A 9129-nucleotide genomic window follows, 5' to 3' on the forward strand; every position below is an offset into this window, starting at 1 on the left:
ATTTTACGATAATTTATTTGTAATGCTTTTTATTTTATTTGGTGACATATCGCTAATATTTCTAAAAATCTGATTCATTGCATATCTTTTAAGGTAGTTATAAGAATATTGACTATCATCTAGTTTCTCTAAATCAGAATATGATTTTAAATTATCTTCTTTATAAGTTTGCGATCCTAACGGTAAGATAAAAGTGGTTATTCTATCTCTCTTTTCATTTGAAGAAGAGGGAACACCTAGAGTATTAAGATTTTCTAGCTCTTTTTCATAAGCCTCCTTATTATAATTTAAGCTAGCATAATTAATATAGTTTTCCTTCATTAAAAGATTTAAAACCTTTAGGATACATTTAACTGAAAAAGAACGTACATTAGTAAAAAAGAAATCAGAAGTTTTACTAGTAGATGTTTTCAGTTCATGTGCAAAGTTAAGAGCAAAATCTTCCTCTTTTAAAAGGGTAGTAAATATTTTATTCCTTGGATCATCTCTTTTTTGTAATTCTAATTTAATAAGTGAATTGGAAAATAGAGGTAAAATTTTACTTATAGACTCGAGTATACCTTCTTTTATTGAAAGTAAAAACACTTGAAAATCAAATTCGTTGAAGTGTTTCTTAATGATAGAATCCCTTATAATAAGACTTTCCATAAAAGCTTTTTTTAAATCTTTTAAAGAAACTATTGTCCCAGCTATAGCCTTTTTGCCTGTAATGTTAATATTATGTGGAACAATCAAATAATTACGAGAAGGTGAGGGAGTATCAATACTTACACCCTCGAATTCTAAGAAAAGTTCATTTCGTATATTACACTCTAAAACATTATTAAAAAAACAAATACTCGATAAAAGTTGTTTTACATTTCTAAAATTGATTATACATATATCGTACAACTCTAACTCACTATTATACTTAATTTGTATAATTTCTTGATCTATTAATTGATTAAGATAAATGAGATTTTTCTTTATTTCCTCTTTTGTTACACGAATTAATTTTAAAGAGGTATTACTTTGCTCTAATTTAAGAAGCTTTAAAATTGTACCTTTAGTCATTAAAACTAAGTTTTCTAATTTTTGTAATTCACTCCTTTTTTCTATAGCATTTTCATAAGTAATATTACCTACTACTTCTATTATTTTTCCTATCAATTTATTTGTTGAACAGCTTTCTTCCTCTTCGATTTCTAAATCTAAATTAATTTGAAAGTTTCCTTTTTCTATATGATTGAAGTTATTATTTAATATATCTTTTACTTGATAAAGGTTAGTAAGTTTTTGAATCAAGTGCTGAAGATTATTGATGTTTATAGTAAATTGAACTTTAAATGAGGGTAGTAAAAATTTTTCTTCAATAATACAGAGGTTGCTTATTGAATTAACAAATTTATTCAATGTAATACTAGATTTTTTTGGCACTATTAAACAAATTTCGTTTTCACTAAGTTTTGCAAATTCAGCGTTAAAATTCCTTCTTAAAAATTTACTCAGCTTTATTTCGTTTGACCAATTTGGATCCGTTAGAATTGCTAAATTTATACCTTCATTTATTAATGTGCGTACTTGTTTAAAGTTTCCATGAAAGAATTCAGTAGTCGGTTTAACAGCTTTTGTAGCCAAAAAACCAATGCCAAGCTTTGCGGGTATAACTTTATCCATAATCAATATATACGTGAAATTTGGTACAGCTAACGTAGTTAAACCCACAGCCGTTAGAGTGGAAGTACCTATTAAAAATGATTTATAGTTTTCTATAGTATCTTGAAATTGTATTAATGATTTTGCATCTTTCATTCTAACTAAGTTACAACCATTTTGCACCTTAGGTATAAGAACATGATTTTCAAATTTATTATATCTATGAATAATTTCATCTATAATAATCGGACTAAATAAATCCTTATATTCTGGATATAATGAAATAAACGATTCGACTTGGTTAAGCCTTAAGGGTAAGGTTAAACTTATTTCGGAACTATGTGTAATAGTATCAGCATCTACATAATTTTCTAAATGATTCGAATATGCACCTAATTTCTTTAAAAAAGGCAGATATTTAGTTATTTTACCGAAATTATTATACTTTTTCGATGAATTATCCTTATCTATCCAGGTAAGAAGGGGTGGGAGCATGTCTTCAAATTCAATATATTTAAAAACTTTTTTTAGAACTTCTTTCGATTTTTCTAAGAATTCTTCATTTGTTTTTTGCTCATGAGAATAAAGTTTTTCACGTAAAAATAAGGTTTTTTTATAATGAAGTTCTATATTATTTATATAATAGTTAACTAAATTATCTTTTAATTCCCTTTCGTATTGATCGATATTTGTAAAATTTTCTGGCAAATAGTTTTCAATTTCATTTGAAAGCTCAAAAGTTTCTTCAGTTATTTGTTTAAAAAAGTGGTTTAAAGCTAATAGATCAAATATTTTAATTGATCTGGCATTGTCTTCATTTAAACAATATGAATATTCTAATTTTACTTCATCAATTATTTCTATATCTATTGCATTTTCAAGCATGTAAAGTTCAAAAGACTTTATTTTTATTTCTTTCATACGATTCTCTCTATTTTATTTTTAATTATACTTTTATCTTTTTCTTCTTTATCGATAGAAGGCCTGTGTTTCGTTTCTTTATTATCAAAAGAAAATAATGGCTTAAGCTTTGTGGTAGGTGGGGGGTTAGGGACATTAATTACTTTCTTCCCAAATACTTTTTCTTTTACATCTTGATATTCTTTAGTAAGTAAATTTATGGAATTACTTATTTTATCTATAAAAAGTGTGGTTATATCAGATGCTAATTTTACAGATATTAAGCTAATGAGTCCTATTATTGCTGCTTTATAAATGCTGAAATAAGTTAAGGATAAAATAAAAAACGATAAGCTTATTGCCGTTAAAGTAAGAAGGGAAGGAGGGGAGGAGTTTGTTTTATTACTATCACTATTTATTTGTTGTGATGAAGAGATATTGGATTTTGGTTCTGTGTTTATATTATTTTCAAGTTTATATTGTTTAGGGATCACTAATTCAAGATCATACTCATTTTTGATTTGAAGAAGAAAAACTTCTAATAATTCTAAGAAAAATGATTCTTCTTGGTAGGATTTATCGTAATCAAAATTATATAGAGGACTTAATCTCTGTAAATCTTTTGATCTTTTACTAATAATTGTTTTTGTAAAAGATTCAGGGGATACCTCCCTAAAGTCGCAATTTATGAATATCGCTCCTCTGAAATCGGTATTACGGAAGGAGCAATTTTTTCCAAACTTTACATTTACAAAAATAGTGTTTTGAAATTGGCAGTAATCAAAATTGCTATTTGAAAATACTGTATCAAATATTAATATATTTGATAAATTAGAGGCTAAAAAGTCGCCACAGTATGATTTATTATAATCTAGACCTTCAAAATCATATTCATTATGTCCATGAAAACAAACAAAAAATGGATAATTATCTATTTCAATTCGTGCATCTTGAATATAGATTTTTCTATAAAAATAATATTCTCTTAAACTTTTATGATTTTTCCATGTTTGTAAGTCAATTTCTTTTAAAAAAGAATTTTTTACTTGTTTGGTTATAGGATCAATGTCCTTATTTATTATAAGGTCAACATCGGTATGATAGATATTATATTGTACTCTAGACATATTTGCTCCCGAAATTTTAATTTATTTCGAGAGATTAACCAAGAAGAGAGAGTTAATATTATTATTACACTATTAAATATTCGTCAACTATTAATAATATAATAACGTTACTTTTATAGTGTAAATTTTTTAAGCTATTGATTTTATTTAATAAATATTTTTTAAGGGCTTAATTTTATAAAATTTAATTGCAAAATAGGTAAAAGTTTGAGATATTAACACTGTATATACGAATTAATAAAAGTTTAACATAATCTTGAAATATATTAAAGGGTGAATTAGTTCCTCATCTTAAGGTTGTATTACAAATGATGAAAGATAATTTAATTAAATTAATTAATACCGAGAATGAAATTATTGTAGAAAACAATAATACTACTAAATCATACAATCTATATTTCGAGAAAAATAATGGTATTTCCTTGTATAATAAAAGGTTCAAATCTCAGAAATTGACTTATAGTGAATATAATATCGTTGTACGTACTTGTTTAAGTGTTATAAAAAATATAAAGAAAAAAACACATTCTTACCCTAACAAATTATCTGTCTTAGATTTTGGTTGCGGTGATGGCAGATATTTCAAAGCTTTCGTTAAAGTGGCTAATATTTTGAAAAGCAAAGGAATTATTCTTGAATTAATAAACTATGATCCTAGTTATATTGGATTACAATGTTATCAAAATGAATTAATGAATATAGGTTTTAAATTAAATAGCTCTGTAAATCTCCATCAAATACAAGAAGATAGTTTTAAAGGGTACGAAGTTAGTACATTATTAAAAGATAATCTTAAAGTTAAGTTCATACATGGTAACGCCAATGATGATTCTAAATATATAATGGAATTATTAGGGGGTGAGAATAGTGTAGATCTTATTTTCTGTATGTTTGGTGTATTATCACATATTCCAATGCAGACAGCCCGAATTGATATACTTACAATTTTTAATCAAATGGTGAATATATGGGGTAAGGTAGTGGTAAGCGTACCAGCCTACAAAGATTTTAAAAAAGAATTAATTACCTACGATCAACTTCGTAGAGAAAAAAATGTATTAGATACCCATAAGAACCCGCTTTCTTTTATAGATTATAAAGGAATATTGGGGTCAGTATCAGAAGAAGGAGATATCTATTATTGTAGATATGATGATGAGAAAGCTATCAGAATATATTATAACTTATATAATTTTAATCGTTTTAAGAATGACTTAAAAAACAGTGGCTTATCCATTAACTCGCTAAATATACTTAATTTCTGGCATCCTTCTAAGGTAGCAGGAAGAGTTATTTTATCAATTTCAGACTATTTAATTTCATTTATTTTATCTCGAATTTGTAAAATATTTAAAAATAGTGTAAACTTTACTTCATATATAGTATCAATATGTAGTAAAGATACAAACGATGATAAGAAAACGCCTTATTAAAATCAAACCATCCCTTGCTAACCAGTTTTTCTATTTAGCTGCGTTAACACTGTTTTTTATTCTTTTGATATCTATATATATAACCTGGAGTAATTATAATTATTATCTGCAAGAAAAGAACAATAGATTTGATAAACAAGTCCATAACATAGAAAATGCTTTATTAGAAAGTTTTGAATATATAACTAATCTTGCTAATTTTATTGGTAAAAAAATAGTAAGCAATAAGGATAAAAGTCCTCAAAATATAGCTTTTCTTATATCACAACCCACTAAGCGTCTGAAAGATAATATTTTTACCTGGACTTTATTTGATTTTGTAAATCCCAATGGATATGTCATTGTGGATAGTACAACAGGTGTTTTATCTATACCTAAAAAAGTAGATAATGAAAAACGCGCTTGGATATATTCGGCTCGTCAAGAACCTTGGATACTCCAATTCTCTCAACCAGACATTGGAATTATAAGTGGAGAATTAATATTACCTACTGGGTTTGGTTTAACAGATGATAAAAATAATTTTATAGGTTATTTAACAGCTGGAATAAATATTAATAAGCTTACTAATAAACTTAAAGAAGTTACAGATGATAAAATTAGTTTTATATTAATGACTAAAGGTCACAAACTCATTTCAAGTTCAGAAAATTATGATTCATCAGAATTTAATAATTTCGTAGAGCATGGTTTTTTAAAGATTAAGGATACGAATTTTACTAAAAAGCATACAGTAAATAAATACCCTTTTGTAATTTTTATAGGTGAAAATAAAAAGGAATCTTATCAAGCTTTTTATCAACTTATTTTACCCCAAGTATTACGTAATCTTGTAATGGGAATAATATTTGCTGCTATTCTCTTATTCCTTAGAATAGTAATTGTAAAACCAATTTATGAATTATCAGAATACGCTGAAAAAATAGCTAAAGATGAGGAAATATTTATAGGTATAAATCACTATAAGTATAAAGAATTTATTGCTCTTGCAGAACAATTAAGAGAAATTTATAAAATTAAATATAGGCTTAAGCAGATTAATGAAATATTAGAAAGAGATCTTAAAAAAACTTCGGAAGATCTAAAACAAGCTCTATCAATAAAAACAGAATTTTTAAGAAATATAAATCATGAAGTTAGAACTCCTGTGCAAGGAGTAATAGGGATAGCGACAGGGTTAGTTGATTCTTGGAATAAGCTTAATGATGACCAAAAATTTAAATATACTCAAGAAATTTCTCAAGCGGCTGATCGACTATTTTCCCTAGTTAATAATATTTTAGATCTTTCTCAGTTTAATACTGGTAAATTTAAGCTGGCTTTAACAGAATTTAATATAGTAGAGTTAATCAATGAAGTCATTGATGAATTCAATGTATTTTTATCTAAAGACAATTTAGTACGTATTAATTTTATACCTTATACTTCTAATTCAGTAATTGAAGGTGATAGTAAAAAAATTATGCAAGTAGTTAGGAATCTAATTTCTAATTCTATTAAATTCTGTAATACTGGTGAAATTAAAATAACTTTAGAATGCTTAACTAACCAAAATCAAATATTATTTACAATTAAGGATGAGGGTATAGGTATACCAGAAGGCGAAAGAGAGGAGATTTTTAAACCATTTTATCAAAGTAGTTTAACTAAAACTGAAGCAGGGGGTACAGGCTTAGGATTAGCAATTTCAAAAGAAATTATAGAAACTCATAATGGTAAAATTTGGGTTGAAGAAACTGAAGGTAAAGGCGCTTTATTTAAATTTGTTATTCCTATAAACCATTATAGTACTTTTGATAATAAAGAAATAAAACATACTAAAAATAACCCTATAACAATATTAATTGTTGATGATGAAGAGCTATGTGTATCTAGTCTTCAAATGATATTAGCAAATGAAAACTTCAAACTATTAACTGCTATGTGCGGTAAAGAGGCGTTAGAGTATATTAATGATCCTACTAATAATATTGATATAGTTTTACTTGATATGATGATGCCTGACATGAATGGCATTGAAGTAATTAAAAAGATAAAATCTACTCCTGTATTTGATTACGTTAATATCATTTTACAGACAGGAATGAACGATAAAGACAAGATTAATGAAGCATTTAAGTTAGGAGCTAAAGGGTGTTTAAACAAGCCTTATAAAAAAGAAGAAATTATCACATTAATTAAAAATATTATTTCTGAAAAAAATATTAACTAAAATTCTCTATTACTTCATAAATGTTATATCTTTCAGCTATTTCATGTGGACTATAATTAAGCTTATTCTTTAGCCTTGGGTTAGCCCCATATTTTAAAAGTATTTTAATAATATCTATATTCTTATATAAAACTGCTTCAAATAAAGGAGTGTAATGGAAGGAATCAAAAACATTTGGATTAGCTCCATTCTTTAATAACTCTTCTACTACTTATAAAGCTTCATTCTTTACTGCCAAATGTAAAAGTGTAGCACCTGTTGTCGTATCAAGCTTATTAAGAAAATAATCTCTTGTATTTTCAGGTATTAAGCTTATTTCGCTCCTTAATAACTCTAAATTATTGGTGTTACAAGCTTTCTTTAAATTAATATAATTATACATTTTTCCTCAAAAGAACATGTAAAGTAAGTTAAATATTATACTAAATAATTAATAAATAGTCAATAATTAAAATTGAATTAACGTTGTATTTATACAACTTTTAATATCTCATCCCATTTAGTTGTATATCTTGGTGATCTATTTGAAGCTTTCATTTGCCACTCATGCTTAACACCTTGGGCAGCAAAAAATATTGTAGCTTTACCAAAATCATTATTAAGTTTGTCCATTACTTTCATCAACTTTTCATTTGGAATATGAGAAGGGAGGAGGGTGGTCTGGACTTTTTCTTTAGGCAATAAATCTAAAAAAACTACTCCAGCTTTTTTATATTCAAGATTAGGAATATAAATTTCTTCAAGTAATTGTTTAGCAGTTTTGATCATGAAACCTGTATCATCAGTAGGTTCAGTAAAAGTATGTATCATTGAGTTCTGATAATAGTCTTCTTTAAATCTATCAGTTCTAACAAAAACATACATTGCTTTAGCATATGATTTTTGATTTCTGATTTTCTCAGCGCCTCTTGCTACGTAATTTGCAACAGCTCCTGATAATTGATCTAATTCTTTTATTGGTTTTCCAAATGAGCGAGTTGAGGCTATCGATTTTTTATTATTTGGCACATCTTCTAACTCAAAACATGAAGTGCCATTTAATTCTAAGACTAACCTTTCGAGCATTACATTGTACACTTTTCGCATTTGTTTAGGATCAATATTTGCAAGTTCTAAAGCTGTATTGATTCCTAATGCTTTTAGTTTAATTGATAATTGTCTACCAACTCCCCATATATCTTCAATAGGAAAGTTTCTTAAACATTCTATGCGATTATTTTCATCGATAATAAATACGCCAGTAGTTGTATGTTTTTTTGCATAATGATTAGCAAGTTTAGCAAGGGTTTTAGTTTTTGCTACTCCAATACAAGTAGGAACTCCAATTTCTTTTAAAACTTTCTGTCTTAGAGTTATAGCAAAGCTTCCAATATTCCATACATTTGTAAGATCAAGAAAAGCTTCATCAATTGAGTATATTTCTATTCTAGGAGCATTATTAGCAAGGGTCGTCATTACTCTTGCTGAGATATCACCATATAATTCATAATTAGACGAAAATATTTGAATGTCGTGTTTTTTTACTAAATCTTTTATTTTAAATAGAGGGCAAGCCATAGGTATACCTAAAGCTTTAGCTTCATTCGATCTAGCAATCACACATCCATCATTATTTGAAAGAACTACAACTGGGCTTAGCCTTTAGTTTCGGATTAAAGATTCTTTCACAAGATGCATAGTCGAGTAGGCGGTAAGAGTTACCAATTACCACCCCTCTAAGAACCGTACTTGCGAGTTTCCCCGCATACGGCTCAAGCTTTGATAACATCTTTTATGAATTTAGAAGATGCAGCGGTTAAAAAATGTTTAGTTGATCTATTTG

General features: G+C 27.0%; 5 protein-coding genes and 2 pseudogenes. 2 read left to right on the top strand and 5 right to left on the bottom strand.

Translation table 11 applies throughout. From position 1 onward, the window contains the following. Nucleotides 1-3: 3 nt before the first annotated feature. Together J0H68_09485 and J0H68_09490 are read right to left on the bottom strand one after the other, a co-directional pair. Nucleotides 4-2556 carry a hypothetical protein gene (locus J0H68_09485; GenBank protein MBN8828926.1) on the bottom strand — a complete coding sequence of 851 codons (2553 nt, stop codon included), beginning with the start codon at nucleotides 2554-2556 and terminating at the stop codon, nucleotides 4-6. Continuing rightward, nucleotides 2553-3662, bottom strand: a complete 1110-nt coding sequence (locus J0H68_09490) for a pentapeptide repeat-containing protein (GenBank protein ID MBN8828927.1) — start codon at nucleotides 3660-3662, stop codon at nucleotides 2553-2555. The genes J0H68_09485 and J0H68_09490 overlap by 4 nt, the downstream gene beginning before the upstream one ends. A 308-nt stretch (nucleotides 3663-3970) precedes the next feature. Here J0H68_09490 and J0H68_09495 point away from each other — a divergent pair, with 308 nt between their 5' ends. After that, nucleotides 3971-5095 (top strand): methyltransferase domain-containing protein, encoded by a 1125-nt coding sequence (locus tag J0H68_09495; GenBank protein ID MBN8828928.1) that lies wholly within the window; start codon nucleotides 3971-3973, stop codon nucleotides 5093-5095. Then, on the top strand, nucleotides 5073-7307 hold the full coding sequence (locus J0H68_09500) for a response regulator (protein ID MBN8828929.1): 2235 nt from the start codon (nucleotides 5073-5075) through the stop codon (nucleotides 7305-7307). Before J0H68_09495 ends, J0H68_09500 begins: the two co-directional genes overlap by 23 nt. Here J0H68_09500 and J0H68_09505 read toward each other — a convergent pair. The 3 genes and pseudogenes from J0H68_09505 to J0H68_09515 form a co-directional block, all read right to left on the bottom strand. Next, a pseudogene (locus J0H68_09505) lies at nucleotides 7300-7515 on the bottom strand (ankyrin repeat domain-containing protein). The gene J0H68_09500 and the pseudogene J0H68_09505 sit on opposite strands and share 8 nt — an antisense overlap. A 3-nt stretch (nucleotides 7516-7518) precedes the next feature. Next, nucleotides 7519-7689, bottom strand: a complete 171-nt coding sequence (locus tag J0H68_09510) for a hypothetical protein (protein MBN8828930.1) — start codon at nucleotides 7687-7689, stop codon at nucleotides 7519-7521. Between the two features lie 89 nt (nucleotides 7690-7778). Beyond that, nucleotides 7779-9075, bottom strand: a pseudogene (locus J0H68_09515) (Y-family DNA polymerase). Between the last annotated feature and the right edge of the window lie 54 nt (nucleotides 9076-9129).

The sequence above is a fragment of the Sphingobacteriia bacterium genome (genome assembly GCA_017304685.1).
GTDB lineage: Bacteria > Pseudomonadota > Alphaproteobacteria > Rickettsiales > 33-17 > JAFKLR01.